This window comes from Pyxidicoccus sp. M15, from assembly GCF_056858435.1.
Map to the genome: position 1 here is coordinate 2,279,299 of NZ_CM166495.1, position 19,405 is coordinate 2,298,703.

At 70.9% G+C, this 19,405-nt stretch carries 19 protein-coding genes; 10 read left to right on the forward strand and 9 right to left on the reverse strand.

Features of this window, described 5'->3' with window-relative positions:
• Positions 1-22 precede the first annotated feature (22 nt).
• On the forward strand, positions 23-550 hold the full coding sequence (def, locus tag ACX9TP_RS09070; protein WP_482979335.1) for a peptide deformylase: 528 nt from the start codon (positions 23-25) through the stop codon (positions 548-550).
• Here the strand turns inward: def and nth are convergent.
• Entirely contained in the window at positions 510-1,280 is a 771-nt protein-coding gene (gene nth / locus ACX9TP_RS09075) for an endonuclease III (protein WP_482979336.1), read from the reverse strand. The genes def and nth overlap by 41 nt on opposite strands.
• A gap of 30 nt (positions 1,281-1,310) precedes the next feature.
• Between nth and ltaE the strand changes: the two genes are divergently transcribed.
• The gene (gene ltaE / locus ACX9TP_RS09080; protein ID WP_482979337.1) at positions 1,311-2,336 is read left to right on the forward strand and encodes a low-specificity L-threonine aldolase; all 1,026 of its coding nucleotides are present in this window, start codon (positions 1,311-1,313) and stop codon (positions 2,334-2,336) included.
• A 189-nt stretch (positions 2,337-2,525) separates the two neighbouring features.
• A complete protein-coding gene (locus tag ACX9TP_RS09085; protein WP_482979338.1) occupies positions 2,526-3,527 on the forward strand; it encodes a M23 family metallopeptidase in 1,002 nt (333 codons plus the stop codon).
• Positions 3,528-3,566: 39 nt separating this feature from the next.
• On the opposite strand, the gene ACX9TP_RS09090 is transcribed toward ACX9TP_RS09085, so the two are convergent.
• Complete coding sequence (locus ACX9TP_RS09090) at positions 3,567-3,836, reverse strand: HU family DNA-binding protein (RefSeq protein WP_410467121.1); 270 nt, start codon at positions 3,834-3,836, stop codon at positions 3,567-3,569.
• 326 nt (positions 3,837-4,162) lie between these two features.
• Between ACX9TP_RS09090 and ACX9TP_RS09095 the strand changes: the two genes are divergently transcribed.
• Positions 4,163-5,851, forward strand: coding sequence for a hypothetical protein (locus tag ACX9TP_RS09095; RefSeq protein WP_482979339.1), 1,689 nt, complete (start codon positions 4,163-4,165; stop codon positions 5,849-5,851).
• Positions 5,852-5,959: 108 nt separating this feature from the next.
• Here ACX9TP_RS09095 and ACX9TP_RS09100 read toward each other — a convergent pair whose 3' ends face one another.
• Positions 5,960-7,078, reverse strand: a complete 1,119-nt coding sequence (locus ACX9TP_RS09100; protein ID WP_482979340.1) for an alpha/beta fold hydrolase — start codon at positions 7,076-7,078, stop codon at positions 5,960-5,962.
• A gap of 113 nt (positions 7,079-7,191) precedes the next feature.
• On the opposite strand from ACX9TP_RS09100, the gene pssA reads away from it, so the two are divergent.
• The 4 genes from pssA (at position 7,192) to ACX9TP_RS09120 (ending at position 11,754) form a co-directional block, all read left to right on the forward strand.
• A complete protein-coding gene (pssA, locus tag ACX9TP_RS09105) occupies positions 7,192-8,064 on the forward strand; it encodes a CDP-diacylglycerol--serine O-phosphatidyltransferase (protein WP_482979341.1) in 873 nt (290 codons plus the stop codon).
• A gap of 154 nt (positions 8,065-8,218) precedes the next feature.
• Positions 8,219-9,490 (forward strand): CinA family nicotinamide mononucleotide deamidase-related protein, encoded by a 1,272-nt coding sequence (locus ACX9TP_RS09110; RefSeq protein ID WP_482979342.1) that lies wholly within the window; start codon positions 8,219-8,221, stop codon positions 9,488-9,490.
• Positions 9,487-11,187, forward strand: coding sequence for a hypothetical protein (locus tag ACX9TP_RS09115; RefSeq protein ID WP_482979343.1), 1,701 nt, complete (start codon positions 9,487-9,489; stop codon positions 11,185-11,187). Before ACX9TP_RS09110 ends, ACX9TP_RS09115 begins: the two co-directional genes overlap by 4 nt.
• A 57-nt stretch (positions 11,188-11,244) precedes the next feature.
• Complete coding sequence (locus ACX9TP_RS09120; protein WP_482979344.1) at positions 11,245-11,754, forward strand: DUF1285 domain-containing protein; 510 nt, start codon at positions 11,245-11,247, stop codon at positions 11,752-11,754.
• Here ACX9TP_RS09120 and recA read toward each other — a convergent pair.
• Complete coding sequence (gene recA / locus ACX9TP_RS09125) at positions 11,751-12,779, reverse strand: recombinase RecA (protein ID WP_482979345.1); 1,029 nt, start codon at positions 12,777-12,779, stop codon at positions 11,751-11,753. The two genes, ACX9TP_RS09120 and recA, sit on opposite strands and share 4 nt — an antisense overlap.
• A 369-nt stretch (positions 12,780-13,148) precedes the next feature.
• Here recA and ACX9TP_RS09130 point away from each other — a divergent pair, with 369 nt between their 5' ends.
• Positions 13,149-14,522, forward strand: a complete 1,374-nt coding sequence (locus ACX9TP_RS09130; protein ID WP_482979346.1) for an NAD(P)/FAD-dependent oxidoreductase — start codon at positions 13,149-13,151, stop codon at positions 14,520-14,522.
• An 18-nt stretch (positions 14,523-14,540) separates the two neighbouring features.
• Here ACX9TP_RS09130 and ACX9TP_RS09135 read toward each other — a convergent pair whose 3' ends face one another.
• On the reverse strand, positions 14,541-16,166 hold the full coding sequence (locus ACX9TP_RS09135) for a YifB family Mg chelatase-like AAA ATPase (RefSeq protein ID WP_482979347.1): 1,626 nt from the start codon (positions 16,164-16,166) through the stop codon (positions 14,541-14,543).
• Between the two features lie 197 nt (positions 16,167-16,363).
• On the opposite strand from ACX9TP_RS09135, the gene ACX9TP_RS09140 reads away from it, so the two are divergent.
• A complete protein-coding gene (locus ACX9TP_RS09140; protein WP_482979348.1) occupies positions 16,364-17,035 on the forward strand; it encodes a hypothetical protein in 672 nt (223 codons plus the stop codon).
• Here ACX9TP_RS09140 and ACX9TP_RS09145 read toward each other — a convergent pair.
• The 4 genes from ACX9TP_RS09145 to ACX9TP_RS09160 form a co-directional block, all read right to left on the reverse strand.
• On the reverse strand, positions 16,936-17,559 hold the full coding sequence (locus ACX9TP_RS09145) for a DUF2378 family protein (RefSeq protein ID WP_482979349.1): 624 nt from the start codon (positions 17,557-17,559) through the stop codon (positions 16,936-16,938). The two genes, ACX9TP_RS09140 and ACX9TP_RS09145, sit on opposite strands and share 100 nt — an antisense overlap.
• A gap of 80 nt (positions 17,560-17,639) precedes the next feature.
• Entirely contained in the window at positions 17,640-18,146 is a 507-nt protein-coding gene (locus ACX9TP_RS09150; protein WP_482979350.1) for an ExbD/TolR family protein, read from the reverse strand.
• Positions 18,146-18,559: an ExbD/TolR family protein gene (locus tag ACX9TP_RS09155; protein ID WP_163996100.1), complete on the reverse strand. Its 414-nt coding sequence runs from the start codon at positions 18,557-18,559 to the stop codon at positions 18,146-18,148. Before ACX9TP_RS09155 ends, ACX9TP_RS09150 begins: the two co-directional genes overlap by 1 nt.
• A 134-nt stretch (positions 18,560-18,693) precedes the next feature.
• Complete coding sequence (locus ACX9TP_RS09160) at positions 18,694-19,377, reverse strand: MotA/TolQ/ExbB proton channel family protein (RefSeq protein ID WP_482979351.1); 684 nt, start codon at positions 19,375-19,377, stop codon at positions 18,694-18,696.
• Positions 19,378-19,405: the final 28 nt, after the last annotated feature.

Below are 19,405 nucleotides of genomic sequence, written 5' to 3' on the forward strand. Positions count from 1 at the left end.
GGTTGGAGTTAAGACGGCCCCCATGGTTCGCGAGATCCTGATCTGGCCCGACCCTGTCCTGAAGCAGAAGGCCCGGCCCGTGGCGAAGGTGGACGACGCCGTCCGAGTCCTCGTGAAGGACATGTTCGAAACGATGTACTCCGCCGAAGGCGTGGGGCTCGCCGCCCCGCAGGTGGGCGTGCTCCAGCGCATCATCGTCCTGGACACCACCCCCAGCCAGCCCGAGTCCAAGCCCATCGCGATGATCAACCCGGAGCTCATCGCCCTGGAGGGCGAGACGACCTACACCGAGGGCTGCCTGTCCATCCCCGGTGAGTCCGAGGACGTGGACCGGGCCGCCGTCGTCACGGTGAAGTTCCTCGACGTGGAGGGCCAGGAGCAGACGCTGCGCTGCGACGGGCTGCTCGCCATCGCCGTGCAGCACGAGACGGACCACCTCAACGGCACCGTCTTCGTGGACCACGTCTCCACGCTGAAGCGCGAGCTCATCCGCAAGCGGATGAAGCGCCTCAAGACCTCGCGCGAGTCGGGCGCGCAGGCTTCGCGGTAGCAACACCGACGGCCGAGGCCTCGCGAGGCCCCGCCGCCGCGCGCACGCCCTTCTTCGGACACAGGTCCGCGACGACGCAGCGCCCGCACTCGGGCGAGCGCGCGAAGCACGTCCGCCGTCCGTGCCACACCAGGAGTTGGTGCCCCAGGGTCCACCGCTCCGCGGGCAGCACGGCCTGCATGTCCAGCTCCACCTTGTCCGGGTCCTCCCGCGTGGTGAAGCCGAGCCGGTACGCCAGCCGCTTCACGTGGGTGTCCACGGGGAAGGCCGCGTCGCCGCCCAGGTGGATGCACACCACGCCGGCCGTCTTGCGCCCCACGCCCGGCAACTGCTCCAGCACGTCCCGCTGGAGGGGGACCTGGCCGGCGTGCTCCTGCACGAGGGCCCGGGCGGCGGCGACGATGTTCTTCGCCTTGGCGCGGTACAGCCCGCAGGTGCGGATGAACGGCTCCACGTCCGTCGGTTCTGCTCCGGCATACGCCCGGGCGTCGGGGAAGCGCTGGAAGAGGGCGGGGGTGACGAGGTTGACGCGCTTGTCCGTACACTGCGCGGAGAGGATGACCGCCACCAGCAGCTCGAGGGGTGTCCGGTAGTCCAGCTCGATGCGGGCGTCCGGCATGTCGGCCTGCAGCCGGTCCATCACCGCCACCGCGCGCCTGCGCTTCTCCGCTGCGTTCTCACGTCCTGGCACGCGGCCGTTGTATGTCACCCCTGACGCGAGCCCAAGCACCGGCCAGGGCCCACCCTTTTCGAGAGACCCATGAAGCCCATCGACTTCCGCTCCGATACCGTCACGAAGCCCACCCCCGCCATGCGCCGCGCCATCGCCGAGGCCGACGTGGGAGACGACGTCTATGGCGAGGACCCCACCGTGCTCCGCCTGGAAGCCCGGGTGGCGGAGCGGCTCGGGCTGGAGGCGGCCGTCTTCGTGCCGTCGGGCACGCAGGCCAACCAGATTGCCATCGGCGCGCACTGCCGCCAGGGCGACGAGGTCCTCACTGAAGCGGGCAGCCACATCATCCAGTACGAGGGCGGCGCGGTGCCCGCGCTGTGGGGCGTGCAGCCGGCGCAGCTGCCGGGGCAGCGCGGCCTGCTGACGCCGGAGCAGGTGACGGAGGCGGTGCGCGCGGAGAACATCCACGCGCCGCGCACGCGCCTGCTGTCGCTGGAGAACACGCACAACCGCGGGGGCGGCTCGGTGTGGCCGGTGGAGCGCTTCCGCGCGGTGGTGGAGGCGGCGCGGAAGGCGAAGCTGGCGGTGCACCTGGACGGCGCGCGCCTGTTCAACGCCGAGGTGGCCGCGGGCGTACCGGTGTCCACGTGGTCGAAGCTGACGGACACGACGTCGGTGTGTTTCTCGAAGGGGCTGGGCGCGCCGGTGGGCTCGGTGCTGGCGGGCCGGGCGGACGTCATCCTCGAGGCGCGGCGGCTGCGCAAGCGGCTGGGCGGCGGCATGCGGCAGGCCGGGATGTTGGCGGCGGCGGCGCTGTACGCGCTCGACAATCACGTGGCCCGGCTCGCCGAGGACCACGCGCACGCGCGCCGGCTGGCGGCCGGGCTGGCGGAGATTCCGGGCGTGAAGGTGGACGCGGCGCAGGTGGAGACCAACATGGTCTTCGCGGAGTTCTCGCGGCCCGCGTCGGAGATGGTGGCCCTGCTGGCGAAGCAGGGCGTGTTGACGAATCCCGCCGGCGGTCCGCGCACGCTGCGCCTGGTGACCCACCTCGACGTGTCCGCCGCGGACATCGACGAGGCCGTGGCCCGCATCCGTGGCGCTGTCGCCTGAGTCACGGCGCGGGGCAGGCACTCCGCCTCGGCCCTTCGGGGCGGTGCCCCGGAAGGAATGCTCCTTCCACTTCCCCACGGGGGGGCCCGCGTCCCCACGCCATGTGAAACGCGGGACTGTCCGACACCCGGCGCCCACTCCCGGAGCGTGAGGAGGGGCCCGGGCGGGGCGTGGTAGGCTGCCCGTGCCGTGCGCCGCTTCAGCCTCCTCATCCTCCTCACTGCCTGCTCCTGCGCCGCGCCACGCGCGGAGCCGAAGATGAGCTTCGAAGAGCTCTACGGCGCCCGGGGCCCGGACGACGAGCACTCGCGTCCCTCCGTCCCGCGCGAGCCCGCGGGGTACGCGTCCTCCGCCGAACTCTCCGGGTCGCTCGAAGGCGCGCTCGCGGCGTTCACCGAGCGGGCCCGGGCGTACCGCGCCCAGGTGACGCGAGGCGGGGCGATGCCGGCCTCACAGGCGGAGAACTGGGAGGCGATGAACCGCGCGCTGGACGGCTTCCTGGCGCGGCCGGTGAAGGGCACGGACGCTCGCGACGTGCTCCGGGCCCGGAGCGTGCTGGAGGCCGAGCTGGAGCAGGACGGACGGACCTACGGCGACATGCCGGGAGCGCTGGCGGAGGCGGTGGTGCTGCGCGTGGGCCGGCTCGCCGTGCGCATGGCGGAGCTGCGCCGCCTGGAGCATCCGGAGGAAACGAACGGGCTGCCGCGCCTGGCGTGGCCGCTGGCTCCGGTCTCCATCACCAGCCTCTTCGGTCATCGCTGGCACCCGATTACGGGGGAGAACCGCCGCCACCTCGGCGTGGACCTGGCCGCGCAGCAGGGACAGGCCATCTACACCGCCGAGAAGGGCGTGGTGCTGCGCGCGGGGTGGAACGGCGACCACGGCAACCAGGTGGAGGTGCAGCACGCGGGCCGCTGGGTGACGCGCTACAGCCACCTGTCGCGCGTGCTGGTGGAGCCGGGCGAAATCGTGGAGCGAGGCGACGCGCTGGGCCTCGCCGGTGAGACGGGGCTGGCCACCGGCGTCCACCTCCACTTCGAGCTGTGGCGCGACGGCCAGGCCCTGGACCCGCTGGACGCGCTGGGCGGCGACGAGGCGTCCGCGGTGGAGGGCCCGCCCATGGCACGGGGTGTCGGGCCCACGGACCCCGCAACGCATCAGGGGCGCCGACCGTCAGGTCAGCGCCCCTGAAGAGGACCGGGGCCTTCCGCGCCAGGGCGGACGGACGGCTCAGAGCGAGTTCTTCAGCTCCTTGGCGGGCCGGAAGCCGACGGTCTTCGAGGCCTTCAGCTTCATCATCTCGTTCGTCTGCGGGTTGCGGATCTTCCGTGCCTTGCGCGAGCGCACCGACCAGGTGCCGAAGCCGGGGTAGCTGAAGCGGGCGTCCTTCTTCACCGCCTTGCCGATGTTGGTGAAGACGATGTCGAGGATCTGCGCCGCGGACTTCTTGGTGAGACGTGTCTGCGCCGCCACCACCTCGACGAGCTCTGCCTTGGTCATTACGCCCCTCCGTCCTTGCGTTGTCTGTTCTTGATAGTGCTTGACCCGAACGGTGGTAACAAATCGCTCTTTTCCCTGTCAATGCTGGCCGCGCTCCGGGGCCGGAAAATCGGCCTCGGACGAAAAGTTGGCTCTCTGAAACAGCGGGCTTACAGAGGAGAAGTCCGCCGCGCGTGTCACATTCCAACACTCCACCCGCAGTGAGGGTTTGAGTGGGGTGTGTGATCGTGATTGGGAGAAAGTGTTTGGAATATTGATCACTTGGCGGGTGGTGCTGATCGCATTCCCGCGAACCCGTGCGGGGAGGCGCTAGAGTGCCCGGCCGCGTGCTCTTCCGAACGGTCCTCCCGCTGCTCCTCGCGCTGTGTACCTGCCGGGGCCCGTCGCCCCGCGAGGCGGCCCGCCCTGGCGGGGAGACCCGCACCCACGTGTGGGTGGACGCGGCGGGTCCTGGGGCCGGGGACGGCACGCGGGAGCAGCCTCTGCGCTCGCTGGCCGAGGCGCTGATCCGACCCGGTCCGCTCACGGTGCACCTGGGGGCGGGGACGTACCCGGGGCCCTTCTCGCTGCCGGAGGGTGTACGGCTGGAGGGGCAGGGGGCGAACTCGGTGCTGTCCGCGGAAGGGGCGGAGGCGCCGGTGCTGCGGGCGGGTGGGGATGCGGTGCTCGTGGACCTCGCGGTGCGGGGTGGGGGCTGGGGGCTGGACGTGGGGGGAGGAAGGGTGCGGCTGGAGCGGGTGGGCTTCAGCGGCCAGCGGACGGGCGCGGTGCGGGTGGAGGCCGGGCGGCTGGAGGTGGAGTCCGGCCGCTTCGAGGCCACCGAATCGGGAACCACGGGGGTGCTGGTGGAGGGCGCGCGGCTGGAAGCGAAAGGCGGGGCGGAGGTGAGTGCGCCGGAAGCCCCCGCGGTTCGAGGCACGCCGGCGGATGCAGCGCCGGGAGCAGCAGCGGTTCGAGGCACGCCGACGGAGGCCGTGTCGGGAGCAGCAGTGGTTCGAGGCACGTCGGTGGATGCCGCGCCGGGCGCAGCAGTGGTTCGAAGCGAGCCGGCGGATGCCGCGCCACGGGCACCCGACGTCCGAGCCGTGGAGGCACGCATCACCGCCAGCGCCTTCACCGGCCCCTACCGGCGCGCTGTGCGGGTGCGCGGGGCCCAGGCGCGCGTGGAGCTGGAGGGCGTGAAGTTCTCCGGCCCGGACTCCGCGGTCGGCGTGGACGCCGGGCACGCGGAGGTGCGGCACTCGATGGCGGAGGGTGGCAAGGGCTCCGCCTTTTCCGTGGTGGACGGCGTGCTGGTCCTCGAGGACGTACAGGTGACGGGGCACGAGTACGGCCTGTCGGCCACCCGGGCGCGGATGCTCGAGGTGCGGCGCTTCACCTCGGTGCGCGCCGCGCGCGCCGGCCTGGGCGTGGTGGGGACCCGGGGCGTGCTCGAGGACGTGGTGGTGCGGGACAGCGGCGACTACGGCGGGCTGCAGCTCGTGGGCGGGGACCTCCAGGTCCAGCGCTTCCGCGTGGACGGCTCGGCCGAGTACGGCCTGTCGGCCCTGCACGGAAAGCTGCGGCTGCGCGACGGCACCATCCTCCGCGTGCGCTCGGCGGATGGCTCGGCCGGGGACGGCCTGCATCTGCGTGAGGTGGAAGCGGACGTGGAAGGCGTGGTGGTGCGTGACGTGGCGGGCTCGTGCGTCCTCGCGGCACAGGCGGCCCGGGTGAAGCTGCGCGATGCGGAGCTGCGCGGGTGTCGGTACTCGGGGCTGGCGGTGGACACGCAGGCCCGGCTGGAGGCCACGGGGGTGGTCATCGACGGCGCCGGAGCGGCCCTGACGGTCCAGGGGCAGGGGGAGCTGCGGGTGGACGTGCTCACCGCGAGCGGACTGGCGGACGGGCTCGTGTGGGCGGACTGTCAGGGCGGAACGCGCGTGAGCCTGGAGCGCGTGCGCTCGGAGGACGCGCGCGGCCTGTCGTCCTCCTGCGTCGCGGGCCGTGCGGAAAAGCCAGCCGAGCCCCGCTGACTGCTCCGCCTGGTGCGCGGCGAGGGCCTCACGCCAGAGGCGGCACGCCCTCGGAGAGAAGCCGCGTGGCCTGGCGCTCCAACCACTCGTCGATGAGCGGTGCGGACCTCACCCCGGAGGAGGCACGTCCTCGGAGGGAAGCCGCGTGGCATGCTGTTCCAGCCACTCACGGATGAGGGGGTAGACCTCCTGGGGCGCACCGGCGCCGAAGATGAGGTCGCCGTGCCCGTAGTCCATCTTGTCGCCGTGGTCCCTGCCGAAGATGTGCAGCGCGCGGTCCGGCGAGGTGGCGAGCGCGAACTGGGACTCCACGTTCTCCGCCGTGGCCAGCCGGTCCGAGCTGCCGCCCATGACGAGCAACGGGAGCTGCAACCGGGAGATTCCCGCGCGCCAGTCCGTGGCGCGGTCGAAGGAGCGGAACGCATCGTGCTCTATCCAGTCCTGGAACTGGAGCAGCACCTTGCGGCTCATCGACGACATCATGTTCGCGTAGACCTGCCGCTGGATGCGCGGGGGGATGTGCTCGGGGTTCACCATCAGGTCGGAGAGGGGGAGGGTGACGTAGCCGAGGAAGGGCGCGAGGCTGGCGCTCATCCACTCCTGCCGGAAGCGCGCGGGCCATGCGGCGCGCACGCCCAGGGAGATGAGCGCGCGCATCAGCGGCCCGGACTTGAAGTGGACGGGAGCGCCCAGGGTGAGCAGCCCGGCCAGCTTCGGCCCCTCCGGGCCCTGCGCCACCCCGTAGCCCACCAGCCCGCCCAGCGAGTGACCGAGCCAGAAGGCCCGCTTCGCCCCCGTCTCCTTCAGCGCCAGTTCCAGCAGCGCCGGCCCGTCATGCAGGATGTGGTCGTCGATGGTGAAGTCCGTGTACCGTCGGCCCCGGGGTGGCAGGCGCGAGTGCCCGGTGCCGCGCCACTCGACGCTGAAGCAGTCGAAGCCGGCATCGGCCAGGTAGTGGGCCACGGAGTAGGGCGGCTCGAAGTCGAAGGTGAACCGGTTGGCGGCCAGCCCATGGCACAGCAGCACCGGCTCCTCGAAGCGGCGCACCGGCGCGCGCCGAGCGTGGACGGTCAGCTCCCAGCCGTCGTCGCACCGGACACGCAGGGTCTGCGGCAGCTCCGTCCGGGGGCGGTACCACCGCCGGACGGCCGCGACCCAGATGACGTTCCACAGCACCAGGGCGAGCACGGCGACCAGCACCCACACGCCCCACCGCCAAGCATCCATTCCGCCTCCTTAACGGACCGCAGGGTGACGTTGGCGCAAATAAAACCCTGCTAAGGTCGGTTCACCCGCCGTCCTGTTGCCGGAACTCACGGGCATCAGAGGAAGTCGAGGGAATGATGAAGCTACGGAAACTGATGTTCGTGCTGCCCAACCTGTTCACCGTCACGTCCATCTTCTGTGGCTTCTATGCCATCACCCTGTGCACGGGTGAGGCCGGCCCCGTGCAGCTCTACCAGGCGGCCCTGGCCATCTTCTTCGCCATGTTCTTCGACGGGTGCGACGGCCGGGTGGCCCGCCTGACGAAGACGCAGAGCGACTTCGGCGTGCAGCTCGACAGCCTGGCGGACGTCATCTCGTTCGGGGCGGCGCCGGGCCTGCTGGTCTACAAGTGGGCGCTCGCGCCGCTGGGCTTCGTGGGCCTGTTCATCTCCTTCGCGTTCGCCGCGTGCGGCGCGCTGCGGCTGGCGCGCTTCAACGTGCTGGCGGCGCGCAACCCGCACGGCGGTGGTGGGCGCTTCTTCGTGGGGCTGCCCATCCCGGTTGCCGCGGGCATGCTGGTGTCGGTCATCATCTCCCACCACGCGGCGGCGGGCGGCGCGCCCCTGATCGAGTCCGCCGCCATGCCGATGGCCGTGGCCGTGGCCGGGCTGTCGCTGCTGATGGTGTCGACGGTGCGCTACCGCACCTTCAAGGACACGCGGCCGAACCGGAAGAGCGCGCTGGTCTTCATGCTGATGGTGCTGGGCGGCGTGGGGATTGCCACCCAGTTCCACCCGGCCTGGGTGCTGGTGGCCTGCTGCGGCGCCTACCTGGCGCTGGGCCTCGTGGAGTCCGCGGTGCTCGCGCGCAGTCACCTGGTGGCGCGCAAGGTGGCCGCCGGCGCGGTGGCCGCGGTGGCCGTGTCCTCCGTCATCGACGATGAGGACGAGGACGAGGACGCCGAGGAAGACGCCGGCCCGGGCAACGACGGCCCCGCGTACCTGTAGTCCCCCTTGAGTCACGGTGTCGGCGGCCCCGGAGAGGAAGAGGGCTGTCCCCCCACGCAGTGAGTGTCCCGGTGGATGCCGGGACGCCGGGTGGCGCAGGGGCGCTCCTTCAATCCGTGCCGCCGCCGCCCGCTGCCGCTAGGATGCGCGGCCCATGCGCGTCGAGCTGCTGTGCACCGGTGACGAGCTCGTCACCGGCCTCATCACGGACACGAACAGCACGTACCTGGAGGCCCGCCTCTTCGACCTGGGAGTGAAGGTCGAGCGCGTGGTGCTGGTGGGGGACGTGCGGCCGGACATCACCCATGCGCTGCTGGCCGCGGCCTCGCGCGCGGACGTGGTGGTGGTGTCCGGGGGCCTGGGCCCGACGGCGGACGACTTCACGCTCGAGTGCGCCGCCGCGGCCGCGGGTGTACCGCTGGAGGACGACGCCCGGGTGCTCGGCTGGCTGCGCGAGCGCTACGCCGCGCGGGGCCTGTCCCCCGACCTCAACGCGGGGCAGCTGCGCATGGTCCGCATCCCCCGGGGCTCCGAGCCGGTGCGCAACCCGGTGGGCTCCGCGCCCCTCGTCATCCTCACCCTGGGCCGCTGCCGGCTCTTCTTCCTCCCCGGCGTGCCGCGCGAGTACCGGGCCCTGCTGGACGGCGAGGTGCTGCCGCGCATCCGCACGTGGCTGGAGGCGGAGCCCGCCCGCCTGCACCGCGCCTTCCGCTTGCTGCGCACGGTGGGCATGGGCGAGTCGGTATTGGACCAGCACGTGAAGCCCCTGGCCGCGAGCCACCCCCGGGTGGTGTTCGGCTTCCGCACGCACGCGCCGGAGAACCACCTGAAGTTGATGGCCGAGGCTCCTTCGCAGGCCGAGGCCGACGCCGCGCTCGCCGCCGCGGAGGCGGACTGCCGCCGGGTGCTGGGCGCGAGCGTGTTCGGCGCGGATGCGGAGGAGTACGCGTCGGCGCTGCTCGAAAGACTCGGGCGGGCGAAGGCCACGCTGGCGACGGCGGAGAGCTGCACCGGCGGCCTCATCGCCCAGCAACTCACCGCGGTGCCGGGGGCCAGCAGCGTCTTCATCGGCGGTGCGGTGGTGTACTCGGAGAAGATGAAGGCCGCGTGGGTGGGGGTTCCGCCGGCGGTGCTGGAGCGCCACACGGCGGTGTCCCGCGAGACGGCCATCGCCATGGCCGAGGGCGTCCGCGCCGCCTGTGGCACCACATACGGCCTGTCGGTGACGGGCTACGCGGGCCCGGGCGGCGGCACGCCGGAGGACCCGGTGGGCACCGTGTACTGCGCGCTGGCGGGTGCGGGCATGCCCACCCGCTGCGAGCGCATCACCCTCCCCGGCGACCGCGACCGCGTTCGCCTGTTCGCCGCTTCCCACACGCTGGAGATGCTGCGGCAGCACCTGCTCGCCGCGGCCGCCACCCCATGAGTCGCTCCAAGTCCAAGCGCCCCCGTCCGTCCTCCCCCGCGCGCCCGGGCGGTACCGCTGAGCCCACCGAGGGAAAGGGGACGCCCGCGCCAGCATCCGGTTCCGATACACGCGCCGCCGGTACGGGGGGCACGCCCTCACCGACGTCCGTTTCCGAGCACGCCGGCAAGGGAGGCACGGCCGCTCCGGGGTCCGCTCTCACCAGGGAAGGCCAGGCCGTGCCGGAGTCCACTTCCGGGCATGTCCACACCGACACGGGCGCCAGCACCGGGGCCGGTGCCGGCACCGCGAGCCCGTCGCCCTCCGCGTCCGAGCACGGCACGGGCCCGGCATCCGGGGCCCCCGTCCCGCCGCGAGGCACGACTCCGGCACCCTCGGGAGGGCTGCCCCTCAACATCCTGCGCGTGTGGCTGGCTGCCTACCGCGTGGAGGTGATGCTGTTCCTGGTGTCCTTCGTGGTGCTGGCCAGCTTCAGCTCGCAGCGGTTCCTGCGCCAGAGCGCGGCGCCGCACTTCATCTACCAGGCGCAGTCGTGGTTGGACGGCCGGCTGGACATCGACCCGCAGGTGCTGCCGAACCTGGAGGACTGGGCCTGTGTGCGGCTGGTGGACGGCGAGAAGGTCCGCTGCGAGGGCCGGCCGCTTCCGAGCGACCGCTGGTTCGTGAGCTTCCCGTCCTTCCCCGCCGTGGTCATGCTGCCCTTCGTCGCGCTGCACGGCTACCAGTTCAACGACACCTCCTTCGACGTCATCGTCGGTGCGCTGGCGGTGGCGCTCTTCTATTCGCTGCTGCGCTTCCTCGCGAAGGAGGGCGAGACGGCGCGCAACCGCAACGAGAACATCGCCCTCGCGCTCATCCTCGCCTTCGGTACCCTGTTCTTCTACTGCGCCATCCGCGGCGAGGTCTGGTTCAGCGCCGAGGTCATGGGCGTGGCCTTCACCTGCCTCTACGCGCGCAACGCGGTGCGAGCCCACCGCCCGGTGCTCGCCGGCCTGTTCTTCTCCATGGCCACGCTGACCCGCACGCCGCTGCTCTTCACGGGCGTCTTCTTCGTCCTGGAGGCACTGTGCCCCGGGCCGGAGTCCCGCCTGGCGCAGCTCAAGGCCCTGGGGCGCAGCTGGAAGCCCGCGGCGCGCAAGGTGGGCCTGTTCGCCCTGGGCGCCGCGCCCCTCGGGTTGCTCGCGGCCGCGTACAACGTCTACCGCTTCGGCCGTCCCGGGGAGTTCGGCCACCGCTTCCTCTTCAACAACCGCGTCAACGCGGACATCGACCAGTGGGGCCTGTTCCATTGGGAATACCTGCCGCGCAACCTGGAGGCCGCGTTCCTCAAGCTGCCGAAGGTGTCGCTGGAGCCGCTGCGCCTCGCCTATGACCCGCACGGCCTGACGCTGCTGTTGACGCTGCCGCTGCTCGTCTTCCTGCTCATCCCCAAGACGCGCCCGCGCCTGCACTGGCCGCTGTGGCTCACCGTGGCCGCGTGCGCGCTGCCGGGCCTGCTGTACCAGAACACCGGCTACATGCAGTTCGGCTTCCGCTTCAGCCTCGATTACACGCCCTACCTCTTGTTGCTCTTCGCCGCCGGCGGCTGGTCGCTGCGCAACCGCGCCGTGCTGGCCGCGGTGGCGCTCGGCGTGCTGGTGAACTTCTGGGGCGCCGTGGCCTTCCGTGGCTACACGGAGCTTGTCCGGAACTGGTAGGCGCCCGGGGCTCACGGGCTTGAATCCTCCGCGCCTCGCGCGCACATAAGAGAGGCCATGCAACCTCCCACCGGACAGCCCCCTCCCGGCAAGCGCTGGCACACCCGCGAGGACAGCGGCATCCGCCTCGACGCCACGCTGCGCTGGTGGCACGACGACGAGCCCGTCCAGCACCCGAAAATCATCGAGCTCTTCAACAGCTCCCTGGTGCTGGACGAGGAGGGCCGCTACCAGCTGCGCATCGGCAAGGACTGGTGCTACGTCCAGGTGGAAGGTGCCGCCTACGAGGTGCGCACGGTGGACGTCACCCCGGACGAGCGGGTCTCCGTCCGCTTGAGTGACCGCACCGCCGAAGCGCTGGACCCCGCCACCCTGCACGTGGACCTCGACGGTGTCCTGTCCTGCGCGGTGAAGCAGGGCCGCTCCAGGGCACGCTTCTCCCGCGACGCCCAGTACCAGCTCGGTCAGCTCCTAGAGGAGGGGACCGACGGCGGCCTCGTGCTGTGCGCGGGCCAGCGCCGGGTGCCCCTCCCGGTCTCCCTGGACGCGCTCCAGGCCTCGTCCTAGGCGGCGGCCTCCGTGGAGGCAGGAGGGCAGGGGAGGGCCGTCGTGCCGGTGAGCTCCCTGCCGAGCGCCTCCAGCACCTCCGGGTGCTCGCGCAGCCACTCCGCGGCGCGCTCGCGGCCCTGCCCGATGCGCTCCCCGCGCAGGCTGAAGTGGCTGCCCGACTTCTCGATGAGGCCCGTGGCCACGCCCAGGTCCAGCACCTCGCCCACGCGGTGGATGCCGGTGCCGTACAGCAGGTCGAACTCGGCCTCCTGGAAGGGCGGTGCCATCTTGTTCTTCACCACCTTCACCCGCGCCCTCGAGCCGACCACCGCGTCCCCGTCCTTGAGGTTGCCCGTGCGGCGAATCTCCATCCGCACCGACGCGTAGAACTTCAGCGCGTTGCCGCCCGTTGTCGTTTCGGGGTTGCCGAACATCACGCCAATCTTCATGCGAATCTGGTTGATGAAGATGATGCACGTGCCGGAGCGGCTCACCGCGCCGGTGAGCTTGCGCAGCGCCTGGCTCATCAGCCGCGCCTGCACGCCCATGTGCGCGTCTCCCATCTCCCCCTCGATTTCGGCCCGCGGCACCAGCGCCGCCACCGAGTCCACCACGATGAGGTCCACCGCCCCCGAGCGCACCAGCTGCTCCGTGATTTCCAGCGCCTGCTCTCCGGTGTCTGGCTGCGACACCAGCAACTCCTCCACCTTCACGCCCAGCTTGCGCGCGTAGGACACGTCCAACGCGTGCTCCGCGTCGATGAAGGCCGCCACGCCGCCCACGGCCTGCACCTGTGCAATCGCATGCAGCGTGAGCGTCGTCTTGCCGGAGGACTCGTTGCCGAACACCTCCACCACCCGGCCTCGCGGGTACCCGCCCACGCCGAGCGCCCGGTCCACCCCCACCGAGCCCGAGGGGATGACCGCCACCTTCTGCTCCCGGCCCTCGCCCCCGAGCGTCATCACCGCGCCCCGGCCGAACTGCTTCTCGATTGATGCCACCGCCGCCGCCACCGCCTTCAGCTTCTCCGTGAGCTTGCTCATCGCGTCCTCGGCTCCCTCGCCGCCCTGTCTGTGAGTGGATGCTGCGCCGCGGGCGCGGCCTGGAGCCGCGGGCCGGGCGCATCGGGAGGACAGGTGAGCAACGGCCATGCCGGGCCGCGCTCACTCGGGGGCGACGCCCCGCAGCCGTCCGCGCGCGTGGCCGGAGTCCCGCGTGGCGGAGGGTGTAGGCGGCGCACGCGGGAGCTGCCAGGCCCGCCTCATGGGGTGACGTCAGGGAAGGTATTCTTATGTCGACATTGCGAGCTGTTACTGATTCTTCTGGATGCCTCCAGGGGAGCGCCCGGCCGGTCGCTCGCGAATTGGCGCTTCGCGTTGAAGTTTGGGGAGGCGGATATGAGGTTTCTCCGCGTGAGCCCGAAACGCGAAGACCTGCCCCATGTGGTCATCCTCGGCGGAGGTTTCGCCGGTCTCTATGCCGCGAAGCACCTCTACAAGCGGCCCGTGCGCGTCACGCTGGTGGACCGGCACAACCACCACCTGTTCCAGCCGCTGCTGTACCAGGTGGCCACCGCGACGCTCAGCCCGAGCGAGATTGCCGCGCCCCTGCGCGGGCTGCTGGGCCCCCACAACGTGGGCGTGGTGCTGGCGGAGGTGACGGGGGTGGACACGGTCGGCAAGCGCGTGCTGCTGACGGACGGCGAGCTGAAGTACGACTACCTCGTGGTCGCCACCGGCGCCACGCACTCCTACTTCGGCAATGACCACTGGGCCTCGTTCGCTCCGGGGCTGAAGTCCATCGAGGACGCGGTGGAAATCCGCCGCCGCATCCTGATGGCCTTCGAGCTGGCCGAGCGCGAGACGGACCCGGAGGCCCGCCGCGCGCTGCTCAACTTCGTCATCATCGGCGGAGGCCCCACCGGGGTGGAGCTGGCGGGCTCGCTGGCGGAAATCAGCCGCCATTCCCTGCCCGGCGACTTCCAGAACATCGACCCTCGCGACGCGCGCATCATCCTCATCGAGGGGGTGGCCAACGTGCTGCCCGTCTACCCCGAGGACCTGTCCCTCAAGGCGCGCGGCACGCTGGAGAAGCTGGGCGTCGAGGTCCGCACGGGCGCCCGCGTCACCAACATCGACGAGACGGGCGTGTTCATCGGCGCCGAGCACATCCCGGCCCGCACGGTGCTGTGGGCGGCGGGAGTGGCCGCCTCCCCGGTGGCCCGCACGCTGGGCGTGGAGCTGGACCGCGCCGGCCGCGTGCTGGTGACGCCCGAGCTGACGGTACCCGGGCACGACGACATCTTCGTCGCCGGAGACCTCGCCTCCGTGACGGGGGATGATGGAAAGCCCGTCCCGGGCCTCGCGCCCGCGGCGATGCAGATGGGCAAGCAGGTCGCCCTCAACATCCGCCACCGGCTGATGGGCAGGCCCATGCAGCCCTTCAAGTACTGGGACCGCGGCTCCTACGCGGTGATTGGCCGCGGGCACGCGGTGGGCATCGCCTTCCGCCGCTTCAAGCAGTCCGGCTTCCCCGCCTGGGCGGCCTGGCTGCTCATCCACATCACCTTCCTCATCGGCTTCCGCAGCCGGCTGGCGGTGCTGCTCGACTGGGCGTACTCGTACCTGACGTTCTCCAAGTCGGCCCGCATCATCACCGGCCCCACGCCGCGACTGGACCGGCCGCCGGCGCGGATGGAGCTTCCGGATGGCGGCGCGATGAAGGTCGAAGCCGCCGCCCGGGCCGCCGGCACCCGCCCGGAGCCCCCGGCGCCCGTGGCGCACTGACGTCCCGGGGGCTCCCCGTCACTCCCGGGGGCTCGCCGGTCCGGATGGGCCGGTCCACCGGACGGAGGACTCCGCCTGGGAGGCGTGGGGCCCCTGCGTGGTGGCGTGCGGGTGGTTCACCCGGTCCAGCATCCGGAAGTCGATGGCGAGCTGGATGTCGACTTCCTCGATGCGTGCATGCCCCTCGAGGTCCGTGCGGGTGAGGGCGACCTTGAGGATGCGGTCATGCGCGCGCGCGGACAGCGCGTATTTGCGCACCGCCCGCTCCAGCATCTTCTCGGCGCGCGAGCTCATGGCGCAGTGACGGCGCAGCAGGTGGGGCGGGAGCTGCGCGTTGCAGTGCACACCCGGCTCATCGCGGTAGCGGGCCCGCTGGCGCTCGCGCGCGGCCTGGACCCGCTCGCGGTAGTAGCGGCTCGGCGGCTCCGTCGCGTCCGCTCGCGCCAGGTGCTGGTACTCCACCGGCCGCGTCTGCAGCGTCATGTCGATGCGGTCCAGCAGGGGACCGCTCACCCGGGTGTTGTATTCGAAGCGGCGGTAGTCCGCGCAGGTACACACGCGCCCGGCGACGCCGTAGTAGCCGCAGGGACACGGGTTCATCGCCGCCACCAGCATCACCCGGCACGGGTAGGAGATGTGCTGGTTGGCCCGCGCCAGGTGGATGACGCCTTCCTCCAGCGGCTGGCGGAGCACCTCGAGCACGTTCTTCCGGAACTCCGGCAGCTCGTCGAGGAAGAGCACGCCGTTGTGCGCCAGGGACAGCTCCCCGGGCCGCGCCGCCGCGCCGCCGCCCACCAGCCCCGCGTCGGAGAGGGTGTGGTGCGGCGCCCGGAAGGGCCGCTCGCGCATCAGCGCGTGCCCCTCCGCCAGCAGGCCCAGCACCGAGTAGACCTTCGTCACCTCCAGCGCCTCGGGGAAGGTCATCTCCGGGAGGATGCCGGGCAGCCGCCGCGCCAGCATGGTCTTCCCGGAGCCGGGAGGTCCGCTGAGCAGCAGGTTGTGGCCTCCGGCGGCCGCCATCTCCAGGGCCAGCTTCAGCTCCGGCTGGCCCCGCACGTCCGCCATGTCCGGCCCCGTCCCGTCCCGCCCGGGCACGTCGGCGTCCTCCACCCGGACGTAGGGCGTCACCGGCTTCGCCCCCGTCAGGTGGTCCACCGCCTCGCGCAGGTGCGTCACCGGGAGGATTCGCAGTCCCTCCACCAGTGCGGCCTCGGGCGCGTTGGCCGCCGGCAGCATGACGCCCTCGAAGCCGTGGTTGCGCGCCGCCACGGCCAGCGGCAGCGCGCCCTTGATGGGCCGGAGCGAGCCATCCAGCGACAGCTCCCCGCCGAAGAGGAGGCGCGCCACGGAGGACTCCTCCAATTGCTTCGCCGCCACCAGCACGCCCAGGGCGATGGGCAGCTCGAAGGCCGCGCCCTCCTTCTTCAAGTCGGCGGGCGCCAGATTCACGGTGACTCGCTTCTGGGGCAGCTCGAAGCCCGTGTTCTTCAGCGCGGAGACGACGCGCACCTTCGACTCGCGCACCGCCCCTTCCGCCTGCCCCACGACGTTGAAGTAGGGCAGGCCGAGCGCCATGTCGACCTCGCACTCCACCACCACCGCGTCGATGCCCAGCAACGCCCCCGACCGCACCCGCGCCAGCATGTCCCGTCCTTCCCGAAGCCCGCCCCCTCCCTCTCAGCAATGCGCGTACCGGCGCCTACCCGAGGCGGAGGGCTCCACCCCCCAATCCACCGCGGTGGATGACCGTCCCAACCCCCGGAACGTCGATTCCAAGCGCACCGGATTAATGAACCGGGGTCTGGTCAGGACCGGGGGGAGTCCGGTACCTTGCCTCACACGTGGGGAACGCAATGGGGGCAGAGGCCACAGTGGATACCGAGACTCGTCAACGCCGTCCGGTCCGCATCCGCCGAGCGGACATGAAGCGCGGCCAGCGCATGAAGCTGGCCTTCGGGGTGTTCCGCTTCTGTCTCTACGGGATGATGGGTCTCAGCTCGGAGATATTCTTCTACAACCTGGTGCGCATCTCCCGGCACGTGCCCGTGCTGGAGGCGCTCTTCCGGTTCCAGTGGCGCGTGGATGACCGGCTCGGGCTCAACGCCATCTGGGACACCCCCGTCGTCACCGCGTACGGCCAGTGCTCGCTGTGGATGTTCCTCATCTACGGCGTGGCGTGCTTCTGCTTCATCGAGCCGCTCTACCGGTGGATGCTGTACCAGCACACCGGCCTGCGCGCCGCCATCTACGGCATCGTCATCCTGCTCTTCGAGGGCGTCACCGGCCTGGTGCTGGAGCGGCTCACCGGCTACCGCATCTGGTACTACGGGGACGCGGGCGCCATCATGGGGGAGATGACGTCGCTCTACATCCTGCCCATCTGGATGGTGACGGGCCTCATCGCCGAGTTCATCTACAGGGAGATGATGGACCCGGACCTCTTGGCCGCCTTGGAGTCGCCGCTGCCCGCCACGCCCGAGGAGACCGAGGCCTCGCTCCAGTTGATGCGGTAGGTGCAGGCGTGGCCGTCGTAGCCGGACGTCTCGATGACGATGGCCTGCGCGCCGGCCACCCGCAGCCCCGCGTGGATGATGCCCGCGGTGAAGGACGGGTAGGGGCCCACCTCGTTCATCCACAGCTCGAACTGCGCCGGCCCCAGCTCCTTCAGCTTGGACTCGGTGTAGTTGTTGCCGGCGCGGAAGTTCTGCGTGGCGCGCATCAGCGCCCGCCGGGGGCCCAGCACGCGCAGCAGTGACAGCACGGCGCGCCCCAGCATCGTCTCGCGGAAGCCTTCGATATAGGCCTCGCCCAGCTTCCAGGTGCCCTGCTCCAGCGGCTCACCGGGGAAGAGCTCCTCCGAGGTGATGCGCAGGAAGTTCATCCAGGATTCGAAGGGGTAGGCCGGCCGCAGCTTCTGGTCCACGTCCAGGCCGGCCTGGCGAAGCCGCGCCTTGCACTCGGGCGTCAGCCGCCCGCTCAGCGCGCGCAGGAACAGAGCTTCGATGGTCTGCTCAAAGATGAGAAGCTCGTCGGCCATGAGTCGTGGACTCTAGCCGACGAGCTTCTCGAAGTGAACCGCGACTCCAACCCGGAGCGTAGGCTACGCGGAGGAGGCTCTCAGGGAGCGGGCGCGGGGGCGGGCGGCGCGGTGCCGGTGTCGACCTCGGTGCCCTGGATGATGGCGTTCTGCGGCAGCTCGGTGGCCATGCCGAGCACCTTCGCTCCGGCGGCCTTCGCTCCATCCAGCGCTACGATGAGGCGCCCGTAGTTGGTGGCATCATCCGCCATGAAGAAGACGATCTTCTCATCCGGCTTCTTGGCCGCCAGCATCCGCTTGAGGCGGTTGACGTAGTCCGCCGGCTGGATCTTCTCCGTGTTGATGGAGTAGCCGCCGTCCTTGTCCAGCTGCACGACGAGCTGCTGGTCGTTCGGGTCCGGAGGCTGCGGCTCCTCCTCCACCTCCGTGTCGGGGACACGCACCAGGATGTCCTTCTCCAGGAGCGGCGTCACCACCATGAAGATGATGAGGAGCACGAGCACCACGTCGACGAGCGGCGTGACGTTGATCTCCGAGTTCGGCTGGGAAGCGGGCTTCACCCACTGCCGCTGCTTGCGTCCGGCCATTACTTCTTCTCCTCTACGCCGAGCGCGATCTGCTTCGCCTTGGACTTGCGGGCCACGTCCAGCACCTTGCGCACGTCGCCGACGTTCAGCGTGTTGTCACCCTTGAGCAGGATCTTCTTGCCCGGGTCCTTCGCCAGCTCCTCCGACAGCTTGGCCTGGAGTGCCTGGTCGTCCACCTGATCATTCTCCACGAACACCTTCTTGTCCGGGGTGATGGAGAGGACGATGGGGTCTGCGTCTTTACCCCCCTCCTTCTCGATTTCGGTGGCCTTCGGCAGCTCCACGGACTTGCCGCGCTGGAGCATGGGGGTGACGACCATGAAGATGATGAGGAGCACCAGCACCACGTCCACCAGGGGCGTGACGTTGATGTCGCTCTTGATGCCCCCCTTGGGGCCTGCTGACATTCCCATGCGTGTACCTTGCTTCCTGGATGGAGGCGCCCGCCCTCACCACCCCAGCGTGCTCCAACCCCTCACCGCAAGTTGGAGCGCCGCTCGGTTGAAGGGCGGGCCTCGGGTCGTCCCCGGGGCTCGCCGGTGGATGCTCAGGCCGCGTGCGAGGAGTGCGCGCCGCCGCCCAGGTGGCGGGCCACGACGTCCAGGAACTCGTTGGACGACTCGGAGATGTCCACCGAGCGCGCGTCCACCCAGCCCTGCAGGAAGTTGTAGGCCATCACCGCGGGGATGGCCACCAGCAGGCCGAAGGCCGTGGTGATGAGCGCCTCGGCGATACCGGCGGAGATGGTGCCCAGACCGCCGGAGCCGGCGGCCGCCATCAGCTGGAACGCGTTGACGATACCCATCGTCGTGCCGAGCAGACCCACGAACGGCGCCGTGGAGCCGACCGTCGCCAGCAGGCCGAGGCCGCGCTTCATGCTCTGCACCTCACGCTGAGCCTGGCGCTCGAGCGCGCGCGCCACCGACTCCACCGCGATGTCCTTGTTGCTGGGGCTGATGCGGTACGCCGTCAGGCCGGAGTTGATCACGCGGCCCAGGTGGCCCACGTCCTTGCCCAGGTTGGTGTTGGCGGCCGTGCTCAGGTCGCCCTTGGCCAGGATGGCCCCCATCTTCGCGGCGAAGTTGCGGCTGTCGGCGCGGGTCTTGCGGAAGACGAGCATCCGCTCCGCCATCACGACGAGCGACGCCACCGACATGATGGCCAGGGTAAAGATGATGCAACGAGCAAAGAGGCCCGTGTGCGCCCAGATGTCTGCGAGAGTGAATTGCATGGTTGGGTTGAGCGCTCCTCCTCACGAG